This window comes from Loktanella sp. D2R18 (genome assembly GCF_003318235.1).
Lineage (GTDB): Bacteria > Pseudomonadota > Alphaproteobacteria > Rhodobacterales > Rhodobacteraceae > Yoonia.
In genome coordinates this window covers 210,443-236,830 of sequence record NZ_QOCG01000030.1, presented here as the reverse complement: position 1 = coordinate 236,830, position 26,388 = coordinate 210,443, and the positions used below count along the sequence as shown (strand labels likewise).

Annotated in this window: 28 protein-coding genes; 17 read left to right on the top strand and 11 right to left on the bottom strand. The window is 55.4% G+C overall.

All coding sequences use genetic code 11. From position 1 onward, the window contains the following. The first annotated feature begins 2 nt into the window (after positions 1–2). Both DS901_RS14635 and DS901_RS14630 read left to right on the top strand, forming a co-directional pair. The gene (locus DS901_RS14635) at positions 3–566 is read left to right on the top strand and encodes a F0F1 ATP synthase subunit B (RefSeq protein ID WP_113777663.1); all 564 of its coding nucleotides are present in this window, start codon (positions 3–5) and stop codon (positions 564–566) included. A 116-nt stretch (positions 567–682) separates the two neighbouring features. Continuing rightward, positions 683–1,417: a CPBP family intramembrane glutamic endopeptidase gene (locus DS901_RS14630; RefSeq protein ID WP_113777662.1), complete on the top strand. Its 735-nt coding sequence runs from the start codon at positions 683–685 to the stop codon at positions 1,415–1,417. On the opposite strand, the gene DS901_RS14625 is transcribed toward DS901_RS14630, so the two are convergent. The 3 genes from DS901_RS14625 to DS901_RS14615 form a co-directional block, all read right to left on the bottom strand. Continuing rightward, on the bottom strand, positions 1,399–2,166 hold the full coding sequence (locus tag DS901_RS14625; RefSeq protein WP_113777661.1) for a FadR/GntR family transcriptional regulator: 768 nt from the start codon (positions 2,164–2,166) through the stop codon (positions 1,399–1,401). The two genes, DS901_RS14630 and DS901_RS14625, sit on opposite strands and share 19 nt — an antisense overlap. 111 nt (positions 2,167–2,277) lie before the next feature. Then, positions 2,278–2,934 carry an OmpA family protein gene (locus DS901_RS14620; protein ID WP_113778047.1) on the bottom strand — a complete coding sequence of 219 codons (657 nt, stop codon included), beginning with the start codon at positions 2,932–2,934 and terminating at the stop codon, positions 2,278–2,280. 176 nt (positions 2,935–3,110) lie between these two features. Continuing rightward, a complete protein-coding gene (locus DS901_RS14615; protein WP_113777660.1) occupies positions 3,111–3,650 on the bottom strand; it encodes a TetR/AcrR family transcriptional regulator in 540 nt (179 codons plus the stop codon). A gap of 112 nt (positions 3,651–3,762) precedes the next feature. Here DS901_RS14615 and DS901_RS14610 point away from each other — a divergent pair, with 112 nt between their 5' ends. Beyond that, entirely contained in the window at positions 3,763–4,779 is a 1,017-nt protein-coding gene (locus tag DS901_RS14610) for an NAD-dependent epimerase/dehydratase family protein (protein WP_113777659.1), read from the top strand. Between the two features lie 210 nt (positions 4,780–4,989). Here DS901_RS14610 and DS901_RS14605 read toward each other — a convergent pair whose 3' ends face one another. Beyond that, a complete protein-coding gene (locus tag DS901_RS14605; protein ID WP_113777658.1) occupies positions 4,990–5,829 on the bottom strand; it encodes a methylated-DNA--[protein]-cysteine S-methyltransferase in 840 nt (279 codons plus the stop codon). A 94-nt stretch (positions 5,830–5,923) separates the two neighbouring features. On the opposite strand from DS901_RS14605, the gene nth reads away from it, so the two are divergent. The 4 genes from nth to DS901_RS14585 all read left to right on the top strand — a co-directional run bounded on the left by nth (position 5,924) and on the right by DS901_RS14585 (position 9,343). Then, positions 5,924–6,568 carry an endonuclease III gene (nth, locus tag DS901_RS14600; protein ID WP_113777657.1) on the top strand — a complete coding sequence of 215 codons (645 nt, stop codon included), beginning with the start codon at positions 5,924–5,926 and terminating at the stop codon, positions 6,566–6,568. Further along, a complete protein-coding gene (locus tag DS901_RS14595; protein WP_113777656.1) occupies positions 6,565–7,557 on the top strand; it encodes an adenosine kinase in 993 nt (330 codons plus the stop codon). The genes nth and DS901_RS14595 overlap by 4 nt, the downstream gene beginning before the upstream one ends. A gap of 186 nt (positions 7,558–7,743) precedes the next feature. Continuing rightward, positions 7,744–9,006, top strand: coding sequence for an imelysin family protein (locus DS901_RS14590; RefSeq protein ID WP_113777655.1), 1,263 nt, complete (start codon positions 7,744–7,746; stop codon positions 9,004–9,006). 73 nt (positions 9,007–9,079) lie between these two features. Then, positions 9,080–9,343 carry a DUF1289 domain-containing protein gene (locus DS901_RS14585; protein ID WP_113777654.1) on the top strand — a complete coding sequence of 88 codons (264 nt, stop codon included), beginning with the start codon at positions 9,080–9,082 and terminating at the stop codon, positions 9,341–9,343. Here DS901_RS14585 and DS901_RS14580 read toward each other — a convergent pair. Further along, positions 9,340–9,810, bottom strand: a complete 471-nt coding sequence (locus DS901_RS14580) for a Dps family protein (protein ID WP_113777653.1) — start codon at positions 9,808–9,810, stop codon at positions 9,340–9,342. The genes DS901_RS14585 and DS901_RS14580 overlap by 4 nt on opposite strands. A 110-nt stretch (positions 9,811–9,920) precedes the next feature. Continuing rightward, positions 9,921–10,382, bottom strand: a complete 462-nt coding sequence (locus DS901_RS14575; protein WP_258546744.1) for a hypothetical protein — start codon at positions 10,380–10,382, stop codon at positions 9,921–9,923. Positions 10,383–10,452: 70 nt separating this feature from the next. Between DS901_RS14575 and DS901_RS14570 the strand changes: the two genes are divergently transcribed. The 6 genes from DS901_RS14570 (at position 10,453) to DS901_RS14545 (ending at position 16,953) form a co-directional block, all read left to right on the top strand. Beyond that, a complete protein-coding gene (locus tag DS901_RS14570) occupies positions 10,453–11,955 on the top strand; it encodes a di-heme oxidoreductase family protein (RefSeq protein WP_404932355.1) in 1,503 nt (500 codons plus the stop codon). Further along, complete coding sequence (locus DS901_RS14565) at positions 11,952–12,968, top strand: imelysin family protein (RefSeq protein WP_113777650.1); 1,017 nt, start codon at positions 11,952–11,954, stop codon at positions 12,966–12,968. Before DS901_RS14570 ends, DS901_RS14565 begins: the two co-directional genes overlap by 4 nt. 1 nt (position 12,969) lies before the next feature. After that, positions 12,970–14,043: a DUF1513 domain-containing protein gene (locus tag DS901_RS14560; RefSeq protein WP_113778046.1), complete on the top strand. Its 1,074-nt coding sequence runs from the start codon at positions 12,970–12,972 to the stop codon at positions 14,041–14,043. Positions 14,044–14,193: 150 nt separating this feature from the next. After that, positions 14,194–14,820 carry a protein-L-isoaspartate O-methyltransferase family protein gene (locus tag DS901_RS14555; RefSeq protein ID WP_113777649.1) on the top strand — a complete coding sequence of 209 codons (627 nt, stop codon included), beginning with the start codon at positions 14,194–14,196 and terminating at the stop codon, positions 14,818–14,820. 54 nt (positions 14,821–14,874) lie between these two features. Then, positions 14,875–16,248, top strand: a complete 1,374-nt coding sequence (locus DS901_RS14550; protein WP_113777648.1) for a TolC family outer membrane protein — start codon at positions 14,875–14,877, stop codon at positions 16,246–16,248. Positions 16,249–16,317: 69 nt separating this feature from the next. Then, entirely contained in the window at positions 16,318–16,953 is a 636-nt protein-coding gene (locus tag DS901_RS14545; protein ID WP_113777647.1) for a hypothetical protein, read from the top strand. Here the strand turns inward: DS901_RS14545 and DS901_RS14540 are convergent. Together DS901_RS14540 and DS901_RS14535 are read right to left on the bottom strand one after the other, a co-directional pair. Further along, positions 16,950–18,401: a cobyric acid synthase gene (locus DS901_RS14540; protein ID WP_113777646.1), complete on the bottom strand. Its 1,452-nt coding sequence runs from the start codon at positions 18,399–18,401 to the stop codon at positions 16,950–16,952. The two genes, DS901_RS14545 and DS901_RS14540, sit on opposite strands and share 4 nt — an antisense overlap. A 118-nt stretch (positions 18,402–18,519) precedes the next feature. Beyond that, entirely contained in the window at positions 18,520–18,843 is a 324-nt protein-coding gene (locus DS901_RS14535; protein ID WP_090199793.1) for a DUF6280 family protein, read from the bottom strand. A 210-nt stretch (positions 18,844–19,053) separates the two neighbouring features. Between DS901_RS14535 and efp the strand changes: the two genes are divergently transcribed. Both efp and DS901_RS14525 read left to right on the top strand, forming a co-directional pair. Then, positions 19,054–19,617, top strand: a complete 564-nt coding sequence (gene efp / locus DS901_RS14530) for an elongation factor P (RefSeq protein WP_113777645.1) — start codon at positions 19,054–19,056, stop codon at positions 19,615–19,617. 105 nt (positions 19,618–19,722) lie between these two features. Beyond that, a complete protein-coding gene (locus DS901_RS14525) occupies positions 19,723–20,781 on the top strand; it encodes a serine hydrolase domain-containing protein (protein WP_181820883.1) in 1,059 nt (352 codons plus the stop codon). Here the strand turns inward: DS901_RS14525 and ygfZ are convergent. Further along, positions 20,771–21,502, bottom strand: coding sequence for a CAF17-like 4Fe-4S cluster assembly/insertion protein YgfZ (gene ygfZ, locus DS901_RS14520; protein WP_113777643.1), 732 nt, complete (start codon positions 21,500–21,502; stop codon positions 20,771–20,773). The genes DS901_RS14525 and ygfZ overlap by 11 nt on opposite strands. Beyond that, the gene (locus tag DS901_RS14515) at positions 21,495–23,285 is read right to left on the bottom strand and encodes an ABC transporter ATP-binding protein (RefSeq protein WP_113777642.1); all 1,791 of its coding nucleotides are present in this window, start codon (positions 23,283–23,285) and stop codon (positions 21,495–21,497) included. The genes ygfZ and DS901_RS14515 overlap by 8 nt, the downstream gene beginning before the upstream one ends. A 127-nt stretch (positions 23,286–23,412) precedes the next feature. Here DS901_RS14515 and DS901_RS14510 point away from each other — a divergent pair, with 127 nt between their 5' ends. Beyond that, positions 23,413–24,588 carry a pyridoxal-phosphate-dependent aminotransferase family protein gene (locus DS901_RS14510; protein WP_113777641.1) on the top strand — a complete coding sequence of 392 codons (1,176 nt, stop codon included), beginning with the start codon at positions 23,413–23,415 and terminating at the stop codon, positions 24,586–24,588. Positions 24,589–24,980: 392 nt separating this feature from the next. Continuing rightward, positions 24,981–25,265 (top strand): thermonuclease family protein, encoded by a 285-nt coding sequence (locus tag DS901_RS14505; protein WP_258546743.1) that lies wholly within the window; start codon positions 24,981–24,983, stop codon positions 25,263–25,265. On the opposite strand, the gene DS901_RS14500 is transcribed toward DS901_RS14505, so the two are convergent. Beyond that, complete coding sequence (locus DS901_RS14500; protein ID WP_113777639.1) at positions 25,262–26,368, bottom strand: pyridoxal phosphate-dependent aminotransferase; 1,107 nt, start codon at positions 26,366–26,368, stop codon at positions 25,262–25,264. The two genes, DS901_RS14505 and DS901_RS14500, sit on opposite strands and share 4 nt — an antisense overlap. Positions 26,369–26,388: the final 20 nt, after the last annotated feature.

Here is a 26,388-nt window from a genome sequence, read left to right as displayed (position 1 = left end):
CCATGCGCTTTATATTTACCGCACTCCTCGCCCTGAGCGCATCACCTGCACTCGCGGCTGGCGGCGAATATGGTTTCTTTTCTTTAAGAAATACAGATTTCGTCGTGATCATCGCCTTTTTGATCTTGGTCGGCATCATGCTGTATCTCAAGGTGCCTAGCTCTGTCGGTGGCATGCTTGATAAGCGCGCTGTTGCGATTAAGTCCGAGTTGGACGAAGCCAAGGCACTGCGAGAAGAAGCACAATCTTTGTTGGCCTCATATGAGCGCAAGCAAAAAGAAGTCGCCGAGCAAGCGGAACGCATTGTCGCTTCTGCCAAGGACGAAGCGACCAATGCCGCCGCCGAAGCCAAGGCCGACATTGCAACGTCAATCACACGTCGTCTAGCAGCCGCTGAAGAGCAAATTGCAAGCGCCCAGGCTGCTGCCGTCAAAGACGTGCGCGATCAGGCGATCACGGTTGCGGTTGGCGCTGCCAAGGACGTGATTGCCAAGCAGATGGATGCAAAATCTGCCGGTTCATTGATCGATGATTCAATCGCGACGGTTGCCGACAAGCTGCACTAAGCGGCACCACATAACTGATTGAAAATCCCGGATGCCTGCCAGCATCCGGGATTTTTCGTTGACAGTCATGTGCGGCCCCGAAACAATTTGGCAATGCGGATCGCGGAAACAACACGATGACAGGTCTTTATCGGGCGCTTGGTGCGGTCGCCGCCTATTATGCTATCCTTGTTATTGCGACAGTGCTGCATTTTCGTATTGGTCAAGCACCGTCTGATACCGGCGCTGTATTGATGGCGCTCCTACCTGTGCAAATCGCGCTGTTTTTGCTCTGCGTGGTTGCTGTGCATCCGTTTGGTTGGCGCTCTGTTGGGTTTGGGCGATTTCGTCCAGCCGGGGCGATCTGGCTTCTGCCCTCGATTGCGGTAATGGCGCTAATGTTGGGCGCGCTCTTGCCGTATCTAAGCAGCATCACGATGCCGCCGCGTACGGTCATGCTGTTGCTCACGGTGCCGCTGCTCATCGGGATGACCGAGGAATTCATGTTTCGCGGTGTCCTATTGCGTGCCGCAATGACGCGATTACCGCTGTTTGGCGCGATGCTGCTGAGCGCTGTGCTATTTGCGTCTATGCACGGAATCATTGGGATCGGTGGCCAACCGGCATTGATCACCCTTCAGCAAATGGGCTTTGCGTTTCTTGTCGGGATCTTCTTAGCGCCAATCGCGATTGCGTCAGGTACGTTGTGGGTTGTGATCATCTGGCATGCGGCTTGGGATATGTTGGTTTACGCAAGTCAAATGGCGGGGATTGTGCACCACTTTGCGTTAATCGGAATCATGATCCAGACCTTGGTTTCTGTATGGCTTTGGGCGCGTTTGGTGCGTGCGGATCAGCGCGACACTTCGTGATCAAGCCGCTTTTGTGCAAAGGTTTCATTCCGGTCCGATTTCTGTTGGTCGGAAAGCGACCCTTCGACATAATTCAAATGCGCCTCTACTGCGGATCGCGCAGCAGCCGGATCGCGGGCCTGCAACGCTTCATTGATCGCCCGGTGTTGGCCAAGCAATGTGTCGCGAGTGGTGCGTTGTTTGAACATGACCGAGCGGTTGTAAAATACGCCCTCGCGCAGCAATTCATACATCGACCGCATCATGTGCAGCATGATGATATTATGGCTGGCCTCGATGATGGACAGGTGGAAATCCGCATCAAGAAACGCCTCGTCCGCCGGGTTCCGTTTTTCATGGGCGGCTTCCATTTTTTGAAAAATGGTGTTGATCAAGGCAAGATCAGTGTCGCTGGCAAGACGGGCCGCACGTTCGGCAGCAAGCCCCTCCATGTCGCGGCGAAAAGAGATGTAGTCAAACACGGCCTCAACATGGGTGGAAAACAGTGTCACAAGTGCGGGCGCAAAGGCCGAGCCAAGCACATCGGCGACATAGACACCTGCACCGGCCTTAGACGTTAGCAGGCCACGAGACTGAAGATCGGCCAAGGCTTCCCGCAGGGAAGGGCGGGACACACCCATGCGGTCGCTCAATTCGCGCTCTGACGGTAGCCGTTCACCGGGGCGTAAAATGCCTCGCAGGATCAACCCTTCGATTTGGCGAATGACGCCATGCGATAGTTTCTCTTGTTGTACCGGTTCGAATGGCATTGGCGCGGCCCCTGATGAATTGGTCAATTTATATGACCGGCCGGGCGATTTCACAACGAAAAAGGGGCCGCAGTTTTGCGACCCCTTTTCGAAGTGTGGGTAAACGTAGGTTTAGCTTGGCGTGATGATGATCTCAACGCGGCGGTTTGCGGCGCGGCCAGACGCGTTCTGGTTTGACGCAATTGGCTGATCTTCACCCGCACCGATGGCGCGAATACGTGAAGACGATACACCACCGCTGCGCAGTACACCGGCAACAGCCTGTGCGCGACGCTGTGAAAGGTCGAAGTTATAGGCAGCGGTACCAGTGTTGTCGGTGTGGCCGACCACGTTCACAGTTGTGTTCGGGTAGTTGTTCAGCGATTGCGCGACAATGCGCAGATCGGTTTGTGACGCGCCAGAAACCGCGGTGCTGTCAGTCGCGAACAAGATGTCTTGGGACAGGGTGACGATCAAATTATCGCCCTGACGTGTAACGCCAACACCGTTGCCAAGGCTCGCACGAAGCTCTTCGGCTTGCTTGTCCATGTTGTTGCCAATAGCTGCGCCAATGCCGGCACCAGCTGCTGCAGTCAAAAGGGCAGCGCGGTTGCGATCCGCGTTAGAGCGATCACGGTTGGTCAATAGGCCAGCCGCAGCACCCGCAGCAGCACCGATCAACGCGCCTTGCTGGGCGTTTTGGTTGCCATTGGGTGCGGTGCCGTCACAGGCGGTGACAAACATCAAAGCCGAAGCCGCGATCGCAAGAGGAAGTTTTGAAATAATCATCGTTTTGTTTTCCATTCGATATGGGTGCGCAAATTGCGCGTTCTGGATAGCCCAGCTTATGCGGTGATTGCCAGTGTTATCCAATAGCGTGCTTTGCATCGGACAGGATCCGCCTGTTTTTAGGCGCATTTTGAATCTGTGAGCGTTAGAAGCGTCACACTAAACTGAAACGAAAATTATTTTGGCGTTGTCAGAAGTGAATGAACCACGGTTGTGATGTCGCGCGCGACGTTTTCTCGGGTGAGCGCGTTTCTATGAATCCCGAACGCGCAAGACAGGATGAGATGCGTTAGCTCGCTCGGGTTCGTGTATCCTTCCTCGGAAAGCATGCCCTCGATCCGTTTGGCGACGTCTGTGTTCAGCTTTTCAAACGCCTCGCCTGCGTAAAGGACCTTGTCTTCCATCATCTGGGCGACGTGAGGGGATTGAAGCATATCGAAAACAACGCAGTATTTGGCCACCAAAGCGGCAGTGAGGCGGTCCTCAACGCTCCCTGATTTCGAAAACTTCTCGTCCATCAATGCCCGCAATTCATCCAGTATAGATGCAATCACAGCCTGAAAAATTGCGTTTTTGTCTTTGTAACGGCTGTACAGGGTCGGTTTGGCAATCCCTGCAACATCCGAAATGGCCGCCATTGTCGTCGCGCGCAGACCGCGTTCAAAGAATAGGGTCTTCGCAGCGCTGAGTATCTGATTTTGTCGTTGATCTATCATGGGGCCAACATCTGTTTCTCGCGCACTGGCGTCAATTGCAGAAAATAAATAGTGTCGGGTTGAAATTACGATATGAACGATTATTGTATGAATCGTAAAATTGGAGAATGAGATGAAAACGGTACTACTTACAGGCGTCACAGGCTTTCTGGGCGGCCATCTGGCGGTGGCTTTGCTGCGCGAAGGCTATAAGGTTCGCGGTAGCTTACGGACACCGTCACGCAGCGGCGCGACCGTCGAAGCCATCAAGGCCGCCGGTGGTGATGTCAGTCATCTTGAATTTGTAGAGCTTGATCTGACCAAGGATGCAGGCTGGGCCGAGGCCTGCAATGGCGTGGATTATTTGGTTCACGCGGCATCCCCTTTCGTTACGTCCATGCCCAAGGATAAGGCGGAACTGATCACCCCAGCGGTTGAGGGCACGCAGCGTGCGTTGACTGCAGCCCGTGATGCGGGTGTTGCAAGGGTCGTATTGACGTCATCTATCGCAGCGATTGTGCCGGGACGAGGCAAATCAGGGCCAAGTCATTTGGACGCCTCAGATTGGGCTGACCCTGTCGGAGGCGTGAATGCATATGTGGAAAGCAAAATTCGCGCTGAACAGAAGGCATGGGATATTCTTAAACCAGGCGCGACCAAGACAGAGCTGGCCGTGATCAATCCTGCCTTTATCGTCGGTCCATTGCTGGATTCTGATCCGGGAACGTCGGGTGCGCTGTTTCAGCGGTTCTTACGTGGCAAAGTCCCGGTTGCGCCGCATCTATATCTGCACTCGATTGATGTGCGTGATTTGGCGGATATGCATGTCGCAGCACTTACCGACCCTGCGGCCGCTGGCGCGCGCACGATCGCCAGCTTCGAATCGTATTCGATTATGCAGATGGCGACCTGCCTGAAAAAGCCGTTCCCAGCTTACAGCAAAAAGATGCCAAAGTTTCAGGCACCCAATTGGTTCATCCGGCTTGTCGCCTTGTTTGATGCGGACATGCGAGGAAGCCTCAAAGAACTGGGCTATAATCCGATCTTGGACGAAGCACCCGGTCGCGCGTTATTGGGCCGCGCGCCAATCCCCATTGCCGACAGCTATGTCGCGACAGCGCAAAGTTTGATTGATCGCGACTTGGTTTGATACACCAAGATTAAGGAATAGGGTGTGACTCACAGGTAAGGCGCCACGCCCCAACTCTTATTGGAAGGTGGTTATCAAGCAACACCCGAAACTGGCCCCCGGCGCAAGGAAGCGAAAGGTCACTTCGTCCCGGATGAGCAGACTTGTGTATTTTAAGTCCCTCGCGTTACCTAGGTTTTTGCCACAACGTTGAAAACCTTCCAGACGATTTCATAAAGCGACATCCGCCCGCGCAGATTCCCATGCAAGGATTGCGCGTTTTACTGGAAGGCCCCAGTGGTATCCGCCAAGCGCGCCGGATTTGCGGAGCGCACGGTGGCAGGGGATGAGCAGGCTGACAGGGTTGCGCCCAACGGCGGTGCCGACGGCGCGGACGGCTTTGGGGTTGCCGATAGATTGCGCGATTTCAGAATAGGTTGTGACATGGCCTGTAGGGATGCGCAGCAGGGCTTCCCACACTTTCAATTGAAACGGTGCGCCGATCATATGCAACTGCGTTTCGCCCGTCATGCCAAGGGCCGCCGTGGCCCAAACGCGCAAGATGTCTGAGTTTTCGAGAAAATTCGCGTTTGGCCAACGTGAAGCCATATCCGCCATTGCAGGGTCGGGTCCTGTTTCGCCAGCAAAGGCTAGCCCACATATTCCGCGGTCCGTGCCCATCACCAAAGCAGGCCCAAAGAGGCTATCAAACCACCCCCAATAGATCGTCAAATCCGCGCCGCCTTGGGCATAGTCGCCGGGGCTCATGGCCTCCCACCGGACAAATAAATCATGCAGGCGTCCACTGCCCGACAGGCCGACCGAATGCGCGGTATCAAGCATGGTGAACCGATCGCGCAGCAACGTTTTGGCGTGGCCGAGTATCAAGTACTGTTGGTAGCGTTTGGGCGATACACCTACCCATGTTGAAAACAGGCGTTGGAAATGCGCAGGGCTCATTTGCATATCGGCTGCGAGGTCCGCGAGGCTCAGCTGCGTTTCGCCAGCGGCGTCGATTACATCAATCGCGCGGCGCATGACCTGATAGTGGTAGGGTTCATTGTGTTCCATGGCTGCTAACCTAGGAAGAATACCACTCGAACGCGACCCGAATATTGCGCATCTGCGCCTTGCCCCTTTGGCCGTGGCAAGGCATACCCGGGCCATGGTAAAACAGCTTGATTATCACACAATCCGCGAGATTTTTACGCGCTTTCATACGGCCGAACCCGAACCCGAGGGCGAGCTTGAGCACGTGAACGTCTATACGTTGGTGGTTGCGGTGGCGCTTTCGGCGCAGGCCACAGATGTTGGGGTCAATAAGGCGACGCGCGAACTGTTCAAAATTGCGGATACGCCACAAAAGATGCTTGATCTTGGACTGGACGGCGTGACTGAGCACATTAAAACCATCGGGCTGTTTCGTCAAAAGGCGAAAAACGTCATTAAGATGAGCCAAATTTTGGTCGATGATTTCGAGGGCGTGGTGCCCAATTCGCGCGCTGCCTTGCAATCATTGCCGGGTGTTGGCCGCAAGACGGCTAATGTTGTTTTAAATATGTGGTGGCATCAACCTGCACAGGCGGTTGACACGCATATCTTTCGCTTTGGAAACCGGAGTGGTGTGGCTGTTGGCAAAGATGTCGATGCGGTTGAACGCGCGATTGAGGATCACATCCCCGCTGACTTCCAGCAGCATGCGCACCACTGGATGATTCTTCACGGGCGCTATACATGCGTCGCCAGAAAACCCAAATGCGCGGCCTGTTTGATCCGTGATCTCTGTTTATTCGAGGATAAAAACCTATGAAAAAGTTTCAAGTTGTCGGCATCGGCAATGCAATGGTCGATGTGTTGGCCCGCGCCGAAGACGCGTTTCTTGAAAAGGCCGGGATCGGCAAGGGCATCATGCAATTGATCGATATGGACCGGGCTGTGTCGCTTTATGCGCAGGTCGGTCCCGCCAAAGAAATCAGCGGTGGATCAGCGGCGAACACCATCGCGGGGATTGCCCACTTGGGCGGGCGGACGGCCTATGTTGGCAAAGTCAAAGACGACCAATTGGGTGCCATTTTTGCACATGATTTGCGCGCGCAGGGCGCCGTGTATGAAACGACCTTGGCCCCAAAAACTGAAGAGGCCGAAACAGGCCGCTGCATCGTGATCGTCACACCCGATGGTGAACGGTCAATGAATACCTATCTCGGGGTCACTGAATTCTTGTCGCCAGACGACATTGATGTTGCCCAAATGGCCGAAGCCGAATGGATTTATCTGGAAGGTTACCGATTTGACGGACCAGACAGCCATGCGGCCTTTGCCAAGGCGATTGACGCCTGCAAAGGGGCAGGGGGCAAAGTATCTATCACCCTGTCCGACCCGTTCTGTATTGATCGTCACCGCGACGCGTTTCGTGCCATGATCAAGGTTCATGTGGATCTGCTGTTCTGTAACCGCGCGGAAATGCTTTCCATGTACGAAACCGACGATTTTGATGCGGCCTTGGGTAAAGCCGCGGCCGAGGTCGCAATTGTCGCCTGTACGGATAGCGAAAATGGTGTGCACGTCTTGGCGGATGGGCAGCGTTGGCAAGTGCCGGCTGTTGCCACGCAGATCGTTGATGCCACGGGCGCGGGCGATTTGTTTGCAGGTGCGTTCCTTTGGGGGCTGACAAACGGTTACGACCTAGAGACCTGCGGTAAGATGGGCAACGTCGCTGCATCCGAAGTCATCAGCCACATTGGCGCGCGGCCCGAAGCAGACTTGAGCGCGCTGTTTTCTGATCACGGGCTAATCTAAAGCCGCCATACGAAACCAATTTGGGGCCGGGTGCAGCGATGCGTCCGGCTTTTTTTGTCGGTTTTATTATTCCGAGTAAAAAACTCGGATTGACATTGTTGATTGAATTGCTCAGGTAAGACGCACCACTCACGCCAGCGCCATGCAGGCAAGCAAACTGATCTACCGACCCAGAGGAAATCTCACATGACCCGCAACTATCTTCTTTCAACTGCGCTTGGCCTGTGCATCGCGACCCCGGCATTGGCTGTGGAAAAGGCTGATGTGTTGAACACATATGCCGATATCGCAGCGGCAGGCTACGACGATTCACGCATCACAGCTGTTGCATTGCAGGCCGCTGTGGACGCTTTGATCGCTGATCCATCCGCAGAGGCGCTTCAGGCTGCAAAATCGGCTTGGCTTGCGGCGCGCGTCCCTTACCAGCAAACCGAAGTTTTCCGTTTCGGCAATGCGATTGTTGACGACTGGGAAGGCAAAGTGAACGCTTGGCCGCTCGACGAGGGCCTAATTGATTATGTTGACCTGTCCTACGGTGGCGCGACTGACGAAAACCATTTTGCGGCTTTGAACGTGGTGGCAAGCCCTGCATTCACATTGTCTGGCACCGAAGTTGACGCCGCTGCAATCACACCCGAACTGCTCGCCGAAACACTGCACGAGGCGGATGGCGTCGAATCAAACGTTGCTACGGGCTATCACGCGGTTGAATTCCTACTTTGGGGGCAAGATCTGAACGGCCACGGCGCAGGTGCGGGCAACCGCCCATGGACAGACTACGCGGCTGGCGAAGACTGCACTAATGGCAACTGTGACCGTCGTGCGGAATATCTCAAAGCAGCCACTGATTTGCTGGTGTCTGACCTTGAATGGATGACCGCACAATGGGTTGACGGCGGCGCTGCACGCGCAGAGCTGACAGAAACAGACGCGACAGGCATTTCCGCAATGCTGACAGGCATGGGGTCACTTTCTTACGGTGAAACTGCTGGCGAACGTATGCGGCTTGGCCTGATGCTGAACGATCCAGAGGAAGAGCATGACTGCTTCTCTGACAACACGCACAACAGCCACTACTACGATGGTTTGGGCATCCAGAACGTCTATTTGGGTGAATACATCCGCGTTGACGGCACATTGGTTTCTGGCCCATCACTGTCTGACTTGGTCGCAGAAACAGACGCCGCATTGGACACGGAAGTGCAAGCAAAACTGTCTGCAACTATGTTGGGACTTGGCCGGATCAAATCGGCTGCCGAAGCTGGCTTTGCATACGACCAAATGCTGGAACGCGGCAACGCAGCCGGTGAAGAACTTGTTATGGGTGGCGTCAACGGTCTGATCGACCAAACACGGTCGTTTGAACGTGTGGTTGCTGCACTTGGCGTTGATCAAATCGAATTTGAAGGCTCTGACAGCCTCGATTCACCAGAAGCTGTTTTCGAATAGAAACGCAGTTTAAATCAGATTAGTCTGGGGCGGTACTCTGCAAGGGGTGCCGCCCTTTTCCGTCGGAGCCAACATGCCCAAGACACCAAACCCCTGTATCGATGTGTGTAAGTTCAAACGCGAAGGGCATTGCATTGGATGTTCAATGACCAAGGCGCAGAAATCGATCTATAAGGGGCTGAAAAAAGATGGTCAGCGGGCAGGGTTCGTGACCATGCTGATGGCGCAACAAAACGTCATGGGCAAATACGCTGGGTGGCGCATTGCCTACGCTAAAAAATGCACGAAAAAAGGCGCCGAAGCGCCTTTTGACCTCACGAATGAAACGATTGATTAGGCGAGATGCGACCGCAAGAACCACGCGAATTTTTCGTGGGTTTGTCCGCGCGCGATGCACAGGTCTTCTGTCAACGTATCGCCGTGTGATGACGCAAGTTCGCCGCATCCGGCCAATGTTGCGGCCAGCGTTTCTTGGGCCTCAAGCATCATTTTGATCATTTCTTCCGCCGAAGCAGTGCCCTCGAATTCGGAAACCTTTGAGCGTTTGATCATGCCGGACAGCGTGCCTTCGGCATGTGCGTCGATGGCTTTGATCCGTTCAGCAAGATCGTCTTGCGCGACGAAGTGATCTTCGTACATTTTTTGGAACAGATCGTGCAGCGGACCGAATGCCATACCTGTCACGTTCCAATGGAAATTTTGTGCAAGCATCGTTGCAACCGCAGTTTCGGCAACAGTTTGGTTCAGCGCTTCAGCGATGGCTGCTTTGGCGTCAGTGCTCAGCGTGATAGCTGTTTGAGTCATGTCAGACCCTCCTGAAATACGAAAAATGGCGCTGGCTGGCGAAAAGCTGGCTTGCTTATCACCTTATTTACACCACTAACCCCGAAAGCCAAGAAGTTTTTAGAATAATTCTAAACTTTAGGGAATTGCTCGGATATTCCACGGATAAGAAAACCGATATTTCGTTGGTGTTCATGGGGCACACGCGACCGGATCAAAAACGCAAAGCTATCACCGTCGCCGCGTTTGATCGCGCTGAGCGCCTGTACGAGCCACGCTTCATCAAACGAGATCTCCGCTGTTCCGGGCCGAAAGAACGTCGTTGCCCGCGACGTGGCCTGACGCAAACCTTTGATCAACGCACGCGCATGCGCATCGCGCGCGGTTTCTGGCTGGGTGGAAAGTAGCGCGCAGGCTTTAAACAAATCCATTTGCGCGGCAACCCGGCATTCCAAAGCGACGACGCGGAGCGTATTAAGAACGTCGCGCCATTGTGTCGTCATATCTGGCTGCTGGGCCGATCCTTCTGTCGAAGGTCGTGCCATCATGTCGCAGCTTAACATCAGGTTTGCCATAAAAAGTGACTCGCGCATTTCGTATTCTGACTATAACTATCGGAAATATTCCGAGCAAGAAAGACACCCCGTGCGAAATCGTGCAAATATTCTAAGGCTGGCTCTCATTTGCTTGCCAATCGAGGTCTATGCAGACGTCCTGGATGAGCCGCATTTGAACATTGTGCCGCGCACTGCTGCAGAACAAGCGCGCATTGACGCAGTTACAACGCCGACCACTGATTTCACGGCACCGTCAGCGTTTGAGGAAAACCCAGGTGGGGCGGCAACCGTGCGTGCACGCAGTGACGCAAATGCATTTTCGCAGCCATCGGGCAACATCAGTTTTGAGGACGAGCTTACGTTTAAAGTGGGCAACGGTTTTTTCCGTAAGCTTTGGGTCTCTTCGCCGTCGTCCACGCTGGCCTCTGACGGGCTTGGACCGCTTTACAATGCGCGGTCTTGCCAGCGCTGCCACATCAAAGATGGCCGTGGACATACGCCCGCGAATGCGGAAGATAGTGCTGTTTCCTTGTTTCTGCGTGTGTCAATTCCCGGTGGATTTGATGCAAAAACGGCTGATATTGATGACTACATTGCGACTTTGCCAGACCCAACCTATGGGCGTCAGTTACAGGATTTCGCTGTGCAGGGGCACCCGGCGGAATATCGGCTGGATGTGACTTATACTGAGCAACCGACCACAATGGCGGGCGGCGAAATCGTATCCCTGCGCGCGCCGACATATACGGCCGCGGATCTCGGCTATGGCCCGATGCACCCTGATGCGATGATCAGCCCCCGTGTTGCACCGCAGATGATCGGGCTGGGCTTGCTAGAGGCGATCCCAGCTGCGGATATTTTGGCAAACGCAGACCCCGAAGATGCGGATCGTGACGGCATATCAGGACGTGCAAACATCGTTTGGTCATTGGAGTTTGATCAACCTATGCTCGGGCGTTTCGGGCTAAAGGCAGGGACGCCAACGGTGCGCCATCAATCGGCAGCCGCTTTTTCGGGCGATATCGGGATTTCCTCACCACTTTTCCCAAATGGTGCGGGCGAATGCACGCCGGCGCAGCAAGATTGCCTGACCGCGCCGCATGGCGATGGGGATGTCCGCGTTACCGAAGTTGATGCAATTGGGATGGATTTGATTACTTTTTACAGCAGCAATCTTGGCGTCCCCGCGCGCCGGGATGTTGGTGATCCGCAGGTTTTGCGTGGCAAAGAGCTGTTTTATCAAACTGGCTGTATTTCTTGTCATACCCCAAGTTTCGTAACCCATCGTCAGGAACCTGAAACCGCGCAAAGCTTTCAATTGATCTGGCCTTATTCCGATATGTTACTACATGACATGGGCGAGGGGCTGGCTGATCAACGCCCCGAAGCCCGCGCGACCGGGACCGAATGGCGCACGCCGCCCCTATGGGGGATCGGGTTGACTGAACAGGTCGGCGGCCACAGTAATTTCTTGCACGACGGCCGCGCGCGCAACCTGACGGAAGCGATCCTCTGGCATGGGGGCGAAGCACAGGCTATGCGTGACACAGTGATTGAAATGTCCAAGCACGACCGCGACGATCTGATCGCATTTCTGGAGAGCCTATGAAACGACTATTGTTAGCATTTTCGGTAACCATGTTGGCGACCGGGGCACCAGCGCAAACGTTACCTGATTTGACCTCTGCGGCGCTCGATACGCATATCTTGCCCGGATACGAACGGCTTGCGGCGCAAGCACAGGTTCTCGCGGATGTGGCGCAGGATGATTGCGATGCGGAATCGCCCGTACTGACGGCAGCATACGGCGACGCGTTTGATGCCTGGATCGGGGTCAGCCATATGCGTTTCGGCCCGTCAGAAGTCGACGACCGCGCCTTTGCATTGGCGTTTTGGCCGGACAGTCGGGGTGTGACCCCGCGGTCATTGTTAACCTTGATCAGTGACGAGGACCCGATTGGGTTGGATGCGGCTGCCTATGCCGATGTTTCAATTGCAGCGCGCGGGTTCTATGCGCTTGAATTTCTACTCTATGATGATGCGGTCGCGACGGCTGGCAGTGACAGCTATCGCTGCGCGTTGATCCAGACGGTCACAGCGGATATTGCCACACTCACCCAAGCGATTGATGCGGAATGGCGTGATAGCTACGCCGATCTTTTACGCCACCCCTCTGACACGGGCATTTACCGGACCGACGAAGAAGCCGCACAAGAGCTGTTTAAAGCGGTTTCAACGGGGCTTGAGTTTCTGGGAGACACACGGCTTGGTCGCCCCTTAGGGACATTCGACCGCCCGCGTCCAACACGGGCCGAGGTTTGGCGTTCTCAGCGGTCTCAGCGCCATGTCACGCTTTCACTTGCGGCGCTGCGTGAATTGGCGCTTGTTCTGTCCGCCGATGATGTACAGGTGCACGGCGCGTTGGGGAATGCGTTTGATCGGGCGCAAGATCGGATCACGCGGATCGATGATCCAGCGTTTGCGGGGGTTTCTGATCCGTCCGGGCGATTTGTCATCGAAGTTCTTCAGCAAGAGATATCGGCGATCCGCACGGTGGTGCGCAATGATCTGGGGCCAAAGCTAGGCGTTGTGGCCGGGTTTAACGCGTTGGATGGCGATTAAAATGACCAGCAGACGGCAGTTCTTGGCTGGGCTTTTGGCGACAGGATTGGTGCCAAAACCAACTTGGGCGGATGCAGGATCGCCGCAGTATCTTTCGGCGGGGGCGTTGTCGGATGGATCATATGTGTTGTGCGGCATTGGCGCACCGAATGATGTCTTGTTTCAAATTCCGCTGCCCGCACGCGGGCATGCCGCTGCGGCCCATCCAACACGGCCAGAGGCCGTCGCTTTTGCCCGCCGACCAGGCACATTTGCGATTGTGATCGACTGTGCGACAGGCATGGAAAAATCCAACATGGCCGCCCCAGAGGGCCGCCATTTTTACGGGCACGGCGCGTTTTCGGCGGACGGCCATTGGCTATTCACGACAGAAAATGACTTTGAGGCTGGGCAAGGCCGGGTTGGTGTTTGGGATGTGCAGGCGGGCTACCGCCGGGTCGATGAATTCGCAAGCGGCGGCGTCGGCCCACATGAAATCAAACGAATGCCTGGCACGAATACTTTGGTCATCGCAAATGGCGGGATTGATACGCATCCCGATAGTGGGCGTACCAAGCTTAATATCGCGACGATGGAACCGAATCTTACCTATATCCAAGACGGGCAAATCGTTGATAGCGTCGCGCTTTCCCATGACCTGCACAAAAATTCTATCCGCCATATTGATATCGCGGATGGGCAGGTTGCCTTTGGGATGCAGTGGCAAGGCGATGGGGAGCAGAATGTATTGGCCGGGCTGCATCGGCAAGGTGGGGCGATCAACCTGCTGACGGCCCCCACCGCACAAAGCCGCCAGATGCGCGGCTACGTTGGAAGTATCGCGTTTTCGCGGGGGGGTAAACATATCGCGCTGACCTCGCCAGTTGGCGGCGTGACGCAAGTGTACGACGTCGCGACAAATATGCTCAGCCATCAATTCATAGCGCCGGATGCGGGCGGGGTTGCCGCACGTGGTGCCGGGTTTATCATCACCAACGGGCAAGGCCAGTTGGGACAGATTGATCAAGGCGCGCTGCACATCGGGGCCGGCGTTTCGCTTGCTTGGGACAATCATATTGTGCCGGTCGGCGTATAATATGCAATAAAGATCAGGTGGTGCGCTTGCTTTGATCTGCATGCATGACTAGATCAATCGTTGCCGTGGACGCGCTTGTGTGGCATGAAATAAAAAAATAAACTGAACGAAAGGGTTTAGGTCGTGACAGACTATACCTCCCGCCGCACAATGATGGTCGACACGCAGGTGCGCCCTTCAGATGTGACCAAGTTCCCGATCATTGATGCGATGTTGGCTGTGCCACGCGAAAAATTTGTGCCGGACAGTATGCGCGAGGCTGCATATGTCGGTGAAAACTTGGATATCGGCGGCGGGCGTACCCTGCTTGAGGCGCGCACATTCGGAAAAATGCTTGATGCGCTTGATATTCAGCCGCAGCACTTTGCCTTGGATTTGGCCTGTGGGCTAGGGTATTCCACCGCGATTTTGGCGCATATGTGCGACTTTGTTGTGGGCGTCGAAGATGATGAAGCCCGCGCCGAAGAGGCGCAAACCTTGCTATCTGCCCAAGGGATCGACAATGCGGCTGTGATGTCTGGCGCATCGGCGGCTGGCTCCGAGAAATCCGGCCCTTACGATATTATCATCGTGCAAGGCGCGGTCGAGACTGTGCCTGATACGGTAATCGCGCAGCTACGCGAAGGTGGGCGGATCGCTTGTATTTTCGCTGAAGGCAGCCTTGGGGTCGTGCACGTTGGCTATAAGTTGGATGGTGTCATGAACTGGCGGTTTGCATTTAACGCGAGCGCGCCTGTTGTTGCGGGCTTTGAAAAAACGGCAGAATTCGCGCTTTAGTGCGCTTCTATATATTCGGGCGCGATGCGCGACAAATAAAGTGAGTAAGAACCCATGATGAAACGCAATCGTTTTGCTGCGCTCGCAGTTATGACTTCAGTTGTTTTCGGGTCTGCCGCAAGCGCAGAAACGCTGTCGGCGGCGCTGACCGCAGCTTACAACAATTCTGGTTTGCTTGAACAAAACAGGGCGCTGTTGCGGGCCGCTGATGAAGATGTGGCACAGTCTGTTGCCGCAACACTGCCGGTGATCGCTTGGTCTCTTTCGGCGTCAAGTACGGCCAGCGGGTCCTTGACGGGATCGGATCGCATAATCACTAACTCGGGACTGGCCGCAATCAGTGGCAGTCTGACCCTATACGATGGCGGGTTGAACCGGCTCTCTATCGACGCCCAAAAAGAACTGGTGCTCAGCACGCGCCAGACATTGCGCGGCATTGAGCAAGATGTGCTACTGCGCGCTGTGCAGGCCTATATGGATGTGCGGCGCAACCAAGAATTTGTGCAGCTTCGTGAAAGCAATGTGCGCGTGATTACACAAGAATACCGCGCGGCCCAAGATCGGTTTGATGTCGGTGAAGTCACGCGCACTGACGTCGCATCGGCCGAAGCGCGGCTTGCCGCGGCACGCAGCCTGTTAGCGGCTGCACAGGGTGCTTTGGTACAGTCGATGGAGGAATATAACGCGGCAATCGGTCATATGCCGGGAAGTGCGCCAGCGGTTTCCCCAGCCCCCGTATCGCAAACTGTCACGCAGGCAAAAGAATTTGCGGTGCGCAACCATCCCAGCGTGCTTGAAGTGCAGCATTCTGTTGCCGCAGCAGAGCTGAACATCCGTCGCGGCGAAATTGCCGTCGTGCCGACAGTGGAACTTGATGGGTCAATCTACACCGATGAAGAAGGCAATGATGGCGGATCAATTGAGCTGAGCATCGGCGGTCCCATCTATTACGGTGGTCAAATTGCAAGTGTGATGCGCCAATTGATCGCGAATCGTGACGCTGCCCGCGCTGGTCTTTATGTCACGACGGCCGCCGTCGAGCAGCAGGTCGGGAACAGCTATGCATCGCTGCAGATCGCACAGGCCTCGCGGCTTTCGTCCGATCAGCAGATCAGCGCCGCGCGCGTCGCGTTTGAAGGTGTGCGTGAAGAGGCGACCTTGGGATCACGCACCACGCTTGAGGTGTTGAACGCCGAGCAAGAGCTTCTGGATGCGCAAGCCAGCCGGATTTCGAGTCAAGCAGATGAGGTGATTGCATCTTATGCGGTTTTGGCCGCGATGGGACTGTTGACCGCAGAGCATTTGCGGCTTCCGGTACAGCAATATGATCCGACTGAATACTACAATTTGGTTAAGGATTCGCCGGCGCTATTGTCCGAACAAGGCCGGTCACTTGACCGCGTGTTGCGCGCGATCGGCGAGGAATAAGCTAATAGTTGTTTAACGCCTCGTTATCAGTTAACTTTTTAAGTGTAGATACGGAACGAGGGTGACAACATGTCCAACACGGCACGCACAGGAAATGTTGACGATGCATTGCTGAAGTCTGTGCGCAATCTTGTGTCTGTTCGTACAGGCGAAGAGCCTGCGCCAAGCGGCGTCGTTGAACGTTTGGTTCTGACGCCTGCGCTTCGCGTTGATACGCATGCAGACGCATCTGAAGCTGCCGTTACACCTGAAATAGAAGATGAATCCACGTTCCGTCACGCGGATGAGGTCAGCAAAATCCTCGTTTTGGATTCGGCCAAACGCTCGGAGCGCGCCGGGCTAGAGGCAACGATTGCTGAGCTTGAAGCGGCGGTCACGTCACAAGCCGAAGACTGGGAAGCGGACGAAGGCGAGAACCTTGATGAAACTGAATGGGCGGCAGCGGCATTTCAGTCGCGGCTTGTTGATTCGTCATCACTGGCAGAATATTCGCCAATCATGCGCGAAGCACTGGGGCTTGAGCAGGATGTCGCTGATGCAGGTAGCCCGGCTGTCGGGATCGATGAAGAGGCATTGCGCGGGTTAGTTGTCGAAATCGTGCACCAGGAATTGAGCGGCGAATTGGGTGAACGGATCACTCGCAACGTCCGTAAATTGGTTCGCCGCGAAATTAACCGCGTGTTGGTGAGCAAGGGACTCGACTAAATCGGGCCTGCAAGGTCAATCAAAAGATTCAAATCCATATGTGTTTCTAGATGGTCCGCTAGCGCGTCTAACGTTTGTTCAAGACCCTGCGCATAGTTGTGGTCTTCGACTGGTTTTCCTAGACCTGCCAAAAAGGCGGTGCGGAACTGATCTGCCGCAAACAAACCATGCATATAACACCCTTTGATCTGCCCGTTTGCGGATGCGGCGCCTTCCGCGCGCCCCTCAAGCGACAGCCAGGTGCGTTCACAATCTGGGCCACCGGTTTCGCCGATGTGGATTTCATAGCCGTGGACGGTGTCCCCGGTAGGAAGATAGGTCGCTTGGGACAACGCGAGCCGTTTGTGTGGCTTCATAATTGTCTTAACATCAAGCAGGCTTAGCCCTTTGACCCGGCGAGGCGGACCTTCGATCCCGTCATCGTCAAAAATGTCAGTGCCCAACATCTGATAGCCGCCGCAAATCCCCAAAACCTGCCCGCCGCGCCTGACGTGGGCTTGCAGATCGATGTCCCAGCCTTGCGCCCGAAAGTCTGCCAAGTCTGCGATTGTGGATTTTGAGCCCGGAATAATGACCAAATCAGCGTCACCGGGCAGGGGACGGCCCGGTTCGATAATTTCGACGCTGACTCCGGGGGTTGCCGAAAGAGGATCAAGATCATCGAAATTGGCAATTCGGTTCAAACGAGGCACCGCGATTTTGATCCCGTCACCTTTGTGGCTGGCGATATCCATGACGTCTTCAGCAGGCAGGCGCCAGGCATCCGCAAACCATGGGATCACTCCAAGATCGGCCCATCCGGTGCGGGCAGCGATTGTGTTCATGCCTTCCGCAAACAGGCTGGTGTCGCCGCGGAATTTGTTGACTGCAAATCCTTTGATCCAGGCGCGGTCGTCTTCGGGCAAAACCACATGGGTGCCAACCAATTGCGCTATGACCCCGCCGCGATCAATATCGCCTACCAGTACCACGGGAACGCCTGCCGCAGCGGCAAACCCCATATTCGCGATATCGCCTTTGCGCAGGTTAACTTCAGCGGGGCTGCCTGCGCCTTCGACGATGACCAGATCACGCCCAGCGCCGATGCGTGCAAAGCTTTGTAGCACGGCAGGCATGAGCTTGGCCTTTTGGCTGCCGTAATCGCGTGCCCTGAGCGTGGCATAGCGCTTGCCCTGTACGATCACCTGTGCGCCGGTGTCAGTTTCGGGTTTGAGCAAGACAGGGTTCATGTCCACGAGCGGTTCTAACCCGCATGCAAGCGCCTGAAGCGCCTGTGCGCGGCCTATTTCACCACCATCAGCGGTGACGGCGGCATTGTTGGACATGTTTTGTGGCTTAAACGGCGCGACAGACAGCCCGCGTCTGACACAGGCGCGCGCGATGCCCGCGACCACCATGGATTTACCGACGTTAGATCCGGCCCCTTGGATCATGATTGCTTTGGTCATTGCGCCCCACTTTCATCGCGACACTAGGGATAGGAAAATGCCGGGGAAAGCCACAAACGAAAACGCAGCCCCAAAGGGCCGCGTTTTCATAAAACGTTTACCTAGGCAAGTGTATTGGCTAGGCAGCGCGTGCTTCCTGTTCGGCCGCGTTGCGACGTTCGCTTTCTTCACGTGACAGGGCAACAGAGGTGCGCACACCCTTGCCGACAAAGTCCATCAAGCCGCTGACAACGCGCTCGTTCGGGTCAATCCCCGCGCAAGACAGGACTTCGCGTCCGTCGCGTGATCGTGCCCAACGGGCGATTTGTTCGGGGCCGTTGCCATATTTTTTGTCATCGGCAATCGCGTCATCAAGCGCGGCAAGCACAACAGCGGCGAATAATTTGCGTGCACGGTTACCTTGTTCGTTGTTGAAGGCGGTACCGTCGACGAAATCTCTCATCATGCTTCCTTTATTTTGCTCTTGTAGTTCCCGAGTGAGGGGCAATATGCATGTTTGAACCCGATTCGGGGGCTCTCTTTTGGAATGGCAGCCATGCAATTTTTGCATGGCTAAGAGTGCCGTTCGCCTGATCTTGCCAGCTCACCGCCCACGATATATAGGCCTTGTTGAACACCAATCAACCTTTCTAATCGCGAAGTGAAGTCTTAGATGCCTAAAATTAACGGTAATGAAATCCGTCCCGGCAATGTGTTGGAACATGAAGGTGGTCTTTGGGCTGCTGTCAAAATTGACCACGTGAAACCCGGCAAGGGCGGCGCTTTTGCACAGGTGGAACTGAAAAACCTGCGCGACGGCCGTAAGTTGAATGAACGCTTCCGCTCTGCCGATAAGGTTGAACGCGTCACGCTTGAACAAAAGGACCAACAGTTCTTGTTCGAAGCCGATGAGATGCTGACGTTTATGGACACGCAAACCTATGACCAGATTGCATTGCCTGCGGATATTCTTGGGGACCGTCGTCCGTTCTTGCAGGACGGCATGACTGTTAAAATCGAATATTACGGTGAAGAAGCATTGAACGTGACCTTGCCGCAAAAAGTCGTCTGCAAGATTGCCGAAACAGAGCCGGTGGTCAAAGGCCAGACAGCTGCGAACAGCTTTAAGCCTGCGACTTTGGACAATGGCGTGCGCGTGATGATCCCGCCATTCGTCGGCCAAGACGAAAGCATCGTCGTCAACACAGAGATTTTCGAATACGTCGAACGCGCGTAACGCGTCGGGCGAACGAAAGATCAAAGGCCGCCAATTTGGCGGTCTTTCTTGTTTTAGCGATGAAAGTTCCCATTCTTGGGGCAAGAAACAGCAGGAAGGGCTGTCGTGAAAAAAGATACGGTTCCCCGCAAAGCGACACTTGATTTACAACCTTTGGCCAAGGCGTTTGACCAGAGCTTTGCGCAAAGCGGGTTGGTCTCCGCGGGCTTTGGGTTTCAGCAAAGCGACGATGCCCCGCAAATTTATGTGGGTGGCACCCAAAGCACGACCGATGCAACCCCGGTATCTGTTGGTGCGGCTTGGCACATCGGATCAATTACAAAGACCTTTACCGCCGTGCTGGCGTTCATGTTGTCCCAAGACGGGCTGATCGACCTTGATGCCCCGGTGAAAGACTATCTGCCCGAATACGCCGCGGATATGGATCCGAGCTGGCGTGAGATCACGCTGACCCAAGTTCTGTCGCATCGGGCAGGTCTACGTTCGAATCCGGACCGGGCAAGCATGCGGGCGCTTTATGACGGGGCGCTTGATCAGTACCAATTTTTGTCGGCGTGTTGGCGTGCCCCATTGCCCCAAAATCCCGGCACATTTCTATATTCGAATATTGGGTACATCTTCGCGGCCCATGTGATGGAGACTGTATCTGGGCAATCTTGGGAAGATTTGCTGCGCGATCGGATTATTGCGCCGCTTGGTCTGGCGTCATTCGGGATCGGACCACCCGCTGATATTTGCGGGCATCGATCCGTTCTGGGGCTTTTTAAGCGCCCCCTTGCGCCCGATGCGCGCATGGCCGACAACCCTGCGCTTTTCTCGCCTGCCGGGCGGATGCATCTGTCGATTCCTGATATGTTGATCTGGGGGCGGTTCTTGCTGACAGCACATCGTGGCGAAACCGCTTTGCTCCAGGCTTCTAGCGTTCAACGCATGATGGATACCGGCGACGGTGACTATGGGGCGGGTCTTATGCGGTTTCAGATCCCGGGCACGGATCAAATTGCTTGGGGGCATGATGGATCGAACCGTCTGTGGTACGGGCTTTTGGCGCTTGTGCCCGAGAAGGATGCGGTCGCGTTTGTGATTAGCGGCGAAGGCCGCATCAACAAAGTTGCCAAGCTTGGCGTTGCCTTATTGGATACCGCGCTTGCTGTTAAGGCGTGATCTTGGCCGTTGCGGCTGTCAAAGGACCAATGGCGCGGTCAAAGCGTAGATAGGCAATCGCGTAGTCCCCGGACTGCGTGAAAAGCGTTCCAACGGTTTTGCCATCTGCATTTACGATCTCCGTTCCTATGGGGGCGGCGCCATCAATGCTAACCCCCGCAAGCCCTTTGCGCAGCGCGGTTTTATGTTTCATCCGAGCGATGATCTCTTGGCCGACATAGCAGCCTTTTTTGAAATCGACGCCATTAAGCCGCTCAAACCCGGCCTCAAGAACATACGTCTCTGGTGTCAGTTCTATTCCAGTTTGCGGGATCATATGGGCAACGCGCAAGGCGTCCCAATCGGTGGCGTCACTGACGTCCGTCTCACTATAGGCGCGCCAGCCCAAGTCGGGATGCCGGGGGTCTTGCAATGCGTTTTCAGGGGCGGGGCCAGTCCCGCGTGACGCGATCAATGCGGTTTCTTCAATCGTTACGGCCGCGCGCAAGCGGTACATCATCAGGCGTTGCGCGAGCGTTGGCGCGTGGCTTTTCGCGACATCGATCAGCAACCGGTCTTCTTGGCCGATCACAAAGAAATCCGCGATGTATTTTCCCTGCGGGGTCAAAAGCGCGGCGTAGATGATGCCACCTGTGGCTTTTTCCACGTCATTGGTAATCAGCCCTTGCAGGAATGACACGCGATCAGCCCCGCCGATAGAGAGTATAGTGCGGTCAGTCATGATCGTCGCTTTTCTCTTGAGAGAATTGTAAGTGGTACAGGTCGGCGTAGATACCGCCGCGTGCGATTAGCTCGTCATGGGTGCCTTGATCAACAGCGCGACCATGATCCATCACCACGATCGAATCCGCGTTGCGCACAGTTGATAGGCGGTGCGCAATCACCAGTGTTGTGCGCCCGGTCGAAAGCTGTTCAAGCGCTGATTGGACAATGGCCTCTGATTTGGTGTCCAGCGCGCTTGTTGCCTCGTCGAGCAGCAAGATCGGTGTGTCGCGCAATAGCGCGCGCGCGATCGCGACACGTTGGCGTTGACCGCCCGACAGGTTCGATCCGCGCGGGCCTGCAGGGCTGTCCAGCCCGTTTGGCAGCATGGGCAAGAAATCACTGATATGGGCTGCATCAAGAACCGCTTTTAGGCGCTCGTTGGACACGTCTTCGCGGCCAAGTAGAATGTTATCGCGCAAGGTTTCATCAAAAAGTGCCGCGTCCTGGGCGACAACCGAAAATTGTCCGCGTAGATCTGCGAGGTCAAAATCTTTGATCTCAGTTCCGGCGATGGTGACACTGCCCGATGTGGGTTCAACAAGCCGGGTCAACACGTTAAAGATTGTGCTTTTTCCCGCGCCGGATGCCCCGACAAGCGCGGTGGTTTTCCCTGCCTTTGCGACGAAACCAGTACCGCGCAGCACCGGCAGCTCTCCGTAGTGCATATTCACGGCATCAAGCACAATTTCAGGGCAGCCCGCAGTGACAGTTGCGGGGGCCTTTGGTGATACTATCGATGGTTTGAGGTTCAACACCTGCTGAAGACGCTCAACGCTGGCTGCGGCCATTTGCCATTGACCGCTCATTGCGCCAAGGCGGCGCAGCGGGTCAAATGCGAGCGACATTGACGTAAAGAACGCCATAAACTCACCATTGGTTTTTTCGCCCGCCATGATCTCGGTGCCACCATATAGCATCACGCCCATAAACCCGATCCCGGTCATCACATCAATAAGCGCAGGAACGGTGGCTTGCCCTGCGGCGGTGCGGACGTTGGCTTTGATGGCCTCTTTGATCAACCGACTGTAACGATTTCCTTGATATTCTTCGAGCGCGTTCAGCTTGATCGGGTTGATGCCGTGGAATACTTCGTCCAAGCGGGTGGAAATTTTTCCAGCGATTTCACGCGCGTGGCGGGCGCGCCTGCGGATATAAGATTGCACCATCAGCGAAGGCATCACCAGTATCGGGATGCCGACTACAGCGATCAACGTCCATCGCCAGTCGAGCCACATTGCAAAGCCAAACAAGCCAATCAGTGAAACTAGGTCACGACCAAGCGCGGTGATAATGCCGCTCCAGATGGAATTAATCGAGCTGACATCGCCTTGGACCCGTTCGATCAGTTGGCCCGGAGGATGAACCGCGTAAAATGCGCTGTCGAGCGTCATCATATGGCGCAGCAGATGTTTGCGCATGCTCGCCGCAGTCAGTTGCACGATTAGCGCCATTAACAATTTCTGAGCACTAGACGTAATTGCGCGAACAATAAAAATGCCCAAAACCCCAAATGCCACAAAGTACAGGGCTTTTACATCGCCCGCAGTGAACACATCATCAAACATCGGCAGGATCATCCGCGGAATCACCGCGAGCATGGAACCTTCGATCATCATGAAAAAAATCGCAGCCACCAAAAGCCACTTGTGCGGGCGCAGATAATCTTTCCACAGCCACCAAAATAGCGTGAGTGTAGATTGCGATTTGCTAGGGTCTATAGGGGGGAGAGGCGCGGCCATCGCGTGTCCTTTAGATCATGTTCATGCACGTCTAATCTTAAATAGGGGGGCGGGGCAAGTTCGCTAGACTTGACGCCGCTTAACTTGGGCGTACTGTCGGCCAGTAACCACTATCGAAAGCACTCCCATGTCTCTGTCTTACGGTCGCCAATATCTGGCGATTCCCGGTCCCTCGGTGATTCCTGATTCTGTCTTGCAAGCGATGCACCGCGCGTCGCCCAATATCTATGAAGGCGAATTGCATGATCTTACGGCGAGCCTGATCCCGGATCTGAAATATGTTGCGATGACCGACCACAATGTCGCGATATACATCGGCAACGGGCATGCCGCCTGGGAGGCCGCGTTGGCCAATGTCGTGGCCCCCGGCGATACGGTGCTTGTACTTGCAACCGGTCGCTTTGGCATCGGTTGGGGGGAAATGGCCGAAGGCGTTGGCGCGCAGGTCGAGATCATGGATTTTGGTGCGCAAACGGCCATCGATTTGGCCCGCGTCGAAGAGGTCCTTGCCGCCGATACCGCTGGCCGGATCAAAGCAGTCATGGCCGTTCATGTTGATACGTCCACAAGCATAAAAAATGACATCGCGGGGCTGCGGGCGGTTATGGACCGCGCTGGGCATTCTGCGCTTTTGATGGCCGATTGTATCGCGTCGCTAGGATGCGACCGGTTTGAAATGGATGCTTGGGGTGTCGATGTCATGGTGTCGGCCTGCCAAAAAGGGCTGATGACGCCTGCCGGGATCAGCTTTGTGTTTTTTAACGACAAGGCAGAAGCGGCACAAAGCGCCACGGTATCCCGCTATTGGGATTGGCGCCCGCGTATCAAGCCAGAGGTCTACTATCAGTATTTTGCAGGCACCGCGCCAACGCATCACCTGTACGGGTTGCGCGCAGCACTTGACCTGATCAAAGCCGAAGGACGCGACGCCGTCTTTGCGCGGCACGCTAAAATCGCGCAAGCCGTCTGGGCCGCGATTGACGTCTGGGGTGCCGATGGGCCGATGGCGCTGAACGTGGCCGACCCTGTACAGCGGTCCCATGCCGTAACATCGGTTGCAATGGGATCATCCGCAGCAAAGGACCTGCGCCGCTGGACCGAAGAGAAATGCGGGCTAACGCTTGGGATCGGCTTGGGGCGTGACCCGGAAGAAGATTACTTCCGTATCGGCCACATGGGGCACCTAAGCGGGCATATGATTATGGGTGCGCTGGGGGCGATCGACGCCGGGCTTAAAGCACTCAACATCCCGCACGGACGCGGTGCACTTGATGCGGCGTCAGAGGTAATTGCGACCGCCTAAGTGAGGTGCAGCTTCATTTTGCTATTTTGAGTTGAACTGGGTACGCTTCATTTGTGACGTGCTTGTTCAGCGAGGGGTAGTGAGTTGGAAGTTTTACTAGCAATCGGATTGTGCGCGGCGTTCTTTTGGATATTGGCGGGTCGCAAAAATAAACATGGCCCGCCACCCACTTCGCGCAGGGTGCCGCCCAAAGTGCGGCCCGTACAAAACCGCGCCCCATTTCAGGCGAAAACCGCGCATAAAGTATCACCCGGATATACTTTGCGTGGGAAGGCTTATGTTGTTGATGGCGACACTGTGGTCATTCAGAAAAAGCAGATACGCCTCTACGGAATTGATGCACCCGAAATGGACCACCCTTATGGTAAAAAGCCAAATGGGCCTTGTTTAACATGTGCAAGGGGCATGTTATTCGGGCGGATATAAGTGAAACCGACGCCTATGGGCGCAATGTTGCGCGCTGCTATCTCGAAGATGGTCGCGATCTATCTGAAGAAATGGTCAAACAAGGGTTGGCGATTGACTGGCCAAAATTTTCGGGTGGTCGTTACGCGTCCCATGAGGTCACTGATGTGCGTAAAAAACTTTGGCTCGCGGACGCGCGCCAAAAAGGCAGAATGCATGTCTGGGAAGAGTATGAAGCGCGGCAAAAGAACCGCGCTGAATCACTAGACTAACCCCGCATCACGCCCAGCGCCCTTGGCAACGCCGCTGCAAACGCATCCATTTCCTCGGACGTTCCGCAGCTGACCCTGATGCAGCGGTCTTGCGGGGCGACGAAGGGCATCCGTACGAAAATGCCTTCGGCGATCAGGGCCGCCAGCACGCGCCGCGCGAAATCGCCGTCTTGGCCGCAATCAACGGCGACAAAGTTCGTGGCTGACGGCAGGCTTGTCAGCCCGTTGTCACTTACGATTTGTGCGATACGGGCGCGTGATTGCGCGATTTCAGCCGTGACATGGGCAAGCCAACCTTGATCTTCCAGCGCAGCAAGCGCCCCCGCCTGTGAAATCCGTCCCATGCCAAAATGATTGCGGACCTTGTTGAAGGCGTCAATCACTTCGGCTGCGCCAATGGCATAACCGACGCGCGCACCCGCCATGCCATGTGCCTTTGAAAACGTGCGCATCCGGATCAGGTTCGGATTGTCGATCTGCATTGAGGGGGCGGTGCCGTCGGGGGCCATTTCGATATAGGCTTCGTCAAGCACGAGTAATGACCCGTCAGGGACATCATCGATCATCCGGTCGATCACGTCTGCGCTGTGCCATGTCCCCATCGGGTTGTCGGGGTTGGCGATATAGATCAGCTTGGCGTCAACCTCGCGGGCCTTTGCGATCAGGGATGCCGGGTCTTCATGGTCATCGACATAGGGCACTTTGTGTAGCACCCCGCCAAAACCCGCGACGTGGTAGTTGAACGTGGGGTAGGCCCCGTCGGAAGTCACTACCGCGTCACCTTGTCCAACATAAAGCCGCACAAGCACGCCAAGCAGCGTATCAATGCCTTCGCCAACCATGATGTTTTCGGGTGCTACACCGTGATGCGCGGCCAAGGCGGCGCGCAGGTCATGGCTCTCGGGGTCGGCGTACTTCCAGACCTCTGACGCGGCTTTTTGCATTGCGGCGATTGCGCGGGGCGAAGGGCCGAACGTGTTCTCATTCGCACCTAGGCGGGCGATGAACGGCTTGCCGTTCGCGCGTTCAGCGGCCTCTGGGCCGACGAACGGAACAGAGGCAGGCAATGATTGGGCGAGGCGGGTCAGTGCAGGTTTTGTCATGGGCGCTAGATAAGCCGGGG

Bases quoted from the DNA above. Each gene is read 5' to 3' on its own strand.
- DS901_RS14635 (WP_113777663.1), top strand. From the start codon at position 3: ATGCGCTTTATATTTACCGCACTCCTCGCCCTGAGCGCATCACCTGCA.
- DS901_RS14630 (WP_113777662.1), top strand. From the start codon at position 683: ATGACAGGTCTTTATCGGGCGCTTGGTGCGGTCGCCGCCTATTATGCT.
- DS901_RS14625 (WP_113777661.1), bottom strand. From the start codon at position 2,166: ATGCCATTCGAACCGGTACAACAAGAGAAACTATCGCATGGCGTCATT.
- DS901_RS14620 (WP_113778047.1), bottom strand. From the start codon at position 2,934: ATGATTATTTCAAAACTTCCTCTTGCGATCGCGGCTTCGGCTTTGATG.
- DS901_RS14615 (WP_113777660.1), bottom strand. From the start codon at position 3,650: ATGATAGATCAACGACAAAATCAGATACTCAGCGCTGCGAAGACCCTA.
- DS901_RS14610 (WP_113777659.1), top strand. From the start codon at position 3,763: ATGAAAACGGTACTACTTACAGGCGTCACAGGCTTTCTGGGCGGCCAT.
- DS901_RS14605 (WP_113777658.1), bottom strand. From the start codon at position 5,829: ATGGAACACAATGAACCCTACCACTATCAGGTCATGCGCCGCGCGATT.
- nth (WP_113777657.1), top strand. From the start codon at position 5,924: ATGGTAAAACAGCTTGATTATCACACAATCCGCGAGATTTTTACGCGC.
- DS901_RS14595 (WP_113777656.1), top strand. From the start codon at position 6,565: ATGAAAAAGTTTCAAGTTGTCGGCATCGGCAATGCAATGGTCGATGTG.
- DS901_RS14590 (WP_113777655.1), top strand. From the start codon at position 7,744: ATGACCCGCAACTATCTTCTTTCAACTGCGCTTGGCCTGTGCATCGCG.
- DS901_RS14585 (WP_113777654.1), top strand. From the start codon at position 9,080: ATGCCCAAGACACCAAACCCCTGTATCGATGTGTGTAAGTTCAAACGC.
- DS901_RS14580 (WP_113777653.1), bottom strand. From the start codon at position 9,810: ATGACTCAAACAGCTATCACGCTGAGCACTGACGCCAAAGCAGCCATC.
- DS901_RS14575 (WP_258546744.1), bottom strand. From the start codon at position 10,382: ATGCGCGAGTCACTTTTTATGGCAAACCTGATGTTAAGCTGCGACATG.
- DS901_RS14565 (WP_113777650.1), top strand. From the start codon at position 11,952: ATGAAACGACTATTGTTAGCATTTTCGGTAACCATGTTGGCGACCGGG.
- DS901_RS14560 (WP_113778046.1), top strand. From the start codon at position 12,970: ATGACCAGCAGACGGCAGTTCTTGGCTGGGCTTTTGGCGACAGGATTG.
- DS901_RS14555 (WP_113777649.1), top strand. From the start codon at position 14,194: ATGATGGTCGACACGCAGGTGCGCCCTTCAGATGTGACCAAGTTCCCG.
- DS901_RS14550 (WP_113777648.1), top strand. From the start codon at position 14,875: ATGATGAAACGCAATCGTTTTGCTGCGCTCGCAGTTATGACTTCAGTT.
- DS901_RS14545 (WP_113777647.1), top strand. From the start codon at position 16,318: ATGTCCAACACGGCACGCACAGGAAATGTTGACGATGCATTGCTGAAG.
- DS901_RS14540 (WP_113777646.1), bottom strand. From the start codon at position 18,401: ATGACCAAAGCAATCATGATCCAAGGGGCCGGATCTAACGTCGGTAAA.
- DS901_RS14535 (WP_090199793.1), bottom strand. From the start codon at position 18,843: ATGAGAGATTTCGTCGACGGTACCGCCTTCAACAACGAACAAGGTAAC.
- efp (WP_113777645.1), top strand. From the start codon at position 19,054: ATGCCTAAAATTAACGGTAATGAAATCCGTCCCGGCAATGTGTTGGAA.
- ygfZ (WP_113777643.1), bottom strand. From the start codon at position 21,502: ATGACTGACCGCACTATACTCTCTATCGGCGGGGCTGATCGCGTGTCA.
- DS901_RS14515 (WP_113777642.1), bottom strand. From the start codon at position 23,285: ATGGCCGCGCCTCTCCCCCCTATAGACCCTAGCAAATCGCAATCTACA.
- DS901_RS14510 (WP_113777641.1), top strand. From the start codon at position 23,413: ATGTCTCTGTCTTACGGTCGCCAATATCTGGCGATTCCCGGTCCCTCG.
- DS901_RS14505 (WP_258546743.1), top strand. From the start codon at position 24,981: ATGTGCAAGGGGCATGTTATTCGGGCGGATATAAGTGAAACCGACGCC.
- DS901_RS14500 (WP_113777639.1), bottom strand. From the start codon at position 26,368: ATGACAAAACCTGCACTGACCCGCCTCGCCCAATCATTGCCTGCCTCT.